Source organism: Streptomyces sp. NPDC058664 (assembly GCF_042716635.1).
GTDB lineage: Bacteria > Actinomycetota > Actinomycetes > Streptomycetales > Streptomycetaceae > Streptomyces.
In genome coordinates this window covers 1-1,891 of the sequence record NZ_JBHXRW010000192.1, presented here as the reverse complement: position 1 = coordinate 1,891, position 1,891 = coordinate 1, and the positions used below count along the sequence as shown (strand labels likewise).

At 69.4% G+C, this 1,891-nt stretch carries 2 protein-coding genes; one reads left to right on the top strand and one right to left on the bottom strand.

Annotated features, from left to right (window positions below; all coding sequences use genetic code 11):
- Window positions 1–106 precede the first annotated feature (106 nt).
- Entirely contained in the window at window positions 107–433 is a 327-nt protein-coding gene (locus tag ACFWUY_RS41440) for a YdhR family protein (protein ID WP_384122160.1), read from the bottom strand.
- Window positions 434–631: 198 nt separating this feature from the next.
- On the opposite strand from ACFWUY_RS41440, the gene ACFWUY_RS41435 reads away from it, so the two are divergent.
- Window positions 632–1,867, top strand: coding sequence for an IS701 family transposase (locus ACFWUY_RS41435; RefSeq protein ID WP_384122163.1), 1,236 nt, complete (start codon window positions 632–634; stop codon window positions 1,865–1,867).
- Window positions 1,868–1,891 lie beyond the last annotated feature (24 nt).

Here is a 1,891-nt window from a genome sequence, read left to right as displayed (position 1 = left end):
TAGTACTCCAGCCGTAGATCGTGATCTTCACGGTTGTTGCGCTGCTTGGCGCTGGTAGCGGCTGGCACGGGCTCGGTCTGATGCCCTCGCGCCAGTCGTCGGCGGGTCACGCCGCCGGGTGGCCGGACTCGGCGAAGGGCCCCCGGTCGGGCCGCAGCGAATAGAGCACCTCGTACACCTCGCGACGGACCTCGACCGCTTCGTACGCGGCAGGGATGGTGCGGGCAAGCTCGGTCTCCCGGAACGCGTCGAGCGCCTCCTGGCTCTCGAAGAAGTAGATGCCGCACACGTCGCCGGTCGCGCTGTCGCGGCCGTAGACCTTCTGCAGGAGACCGGGTACGTCACGGAAGCGGGGCCGCCGCTCCAGCAGGCGCCGCTCGAACTCCTGCGCATCGAGTCCGGATGTGATCCGGACGAAGAGGATAGCGGGCATGGAGTCACCTCCGACCTTGAGATGCCCCTGATTCGAGTCTAGCCAGTAGCGGCACTGCGTGACTTCGCTGGTCAGGGCCTGTGCCGACACAGGTGCGGCCACCGTTGATCATCGTGAGTTGTGTGGACTGACGAAGAGACGGTGGCCGCAGGTCACAGCATAGATCCCGCCCGCTGGCAGGACGCGTTCGAGGGCCTGATGGGCCGGATCGCGGGGCGGTTCACGCGGGTCGAGCCCCGGCGCCGGGTGAGGTTGTTGGTGCTCGGTCTGCTGTCTGACCTGCCGCGCAAGAACTGCTGGACGATCGCCGAGTGGGCCGGCGATGCGACTCCGGACGGGATGCAGCACCTGCTGGGCCGGGCCAAGTGGGACGCCGACCTGGTGCGCGACGAGGTCCGCGAGTACGTGGTGGAGCATCTGCGCGACGACCAAGCGGTGTTGGTGGTCGACGAGACCGGGGACGTGAAGAAGGGCACCCACACGGTCGGTGTCCAGCGCCAGTACACCGGCACGGCGGGCAGGATCGAGAACTCGCAGGTCGCTGTCCACCTCGTCTACGCGGGGCGGCGCGGTCACGCCGCGGTGGACCGGGAGTTGTACGTGCCGCGCTCGTGGACCGACCAGCCCGACCGCTGCCGGGCCGCCGGGCTCGGCGGGGAGACCGTGTTCGCCACCAAGCCGGAGCTGGCCGCCCGCATGATCGGCCGGTTCCTGGACGCGGGCCACCAAGCCCCGTGGGTCGCCGGCGACGAGGTCTACGGCGGCAATCCGACGCTGCGGGGCGCACTGGAGGAGCGCGGCTGCGGCTACGTCCTGGCCGTCGCCCGCACCCACGAAGTCACCACCCAGGCAGGGAAGTTCCGCGCGGACGCCCTGGCCAAGAAGCTGCCGAAGAGGGCCTGGCAGAAACTGTCCGCCGGGACCGGGGCGAAGGGACACCGCTTCTACGACTGGGCCGTCATCGACCTCGTCCACCCCGGCCCCGGCAGCTACCAGCTGCTGATCCGCCGCAACCGCGGCACGGGTGAACTCGCCTTCTACCGCTGCTACTCGACCACCCCCGTGCCGCTGCCCACGCTGGTGAGAGTCGCGGGGTCACGGTGGCGGGTGGAGGAGTTCTTCCAGTCCGGCAAGGGCTTGGCCGGACTGGACGAGCACCAGGTCCGCCGCTTCGCTTCCTGGTCCCGCTGGGTCACCCTCGCCATGCTCGCCCACGCCTTCCTCGCAGTCGTCCGAGCCGACGAGCACACCCGGCAACTCGGACCGGCCGACCTGATACCGCTCACCTGCCACGAGATCCAGCGCCTGTTCACCACGCTCGTCATCCGGCCCGTCCGCGACGCGGCCCACCAGCTCGACTGGTCCTGCTGGCGACGTCGTCACCAAGCCCGCGCCCAGGCCAGCCACTATCGACGGCAAGCCGGTCAGACGTGAAGATCACGATCTACGGCTGGAGTA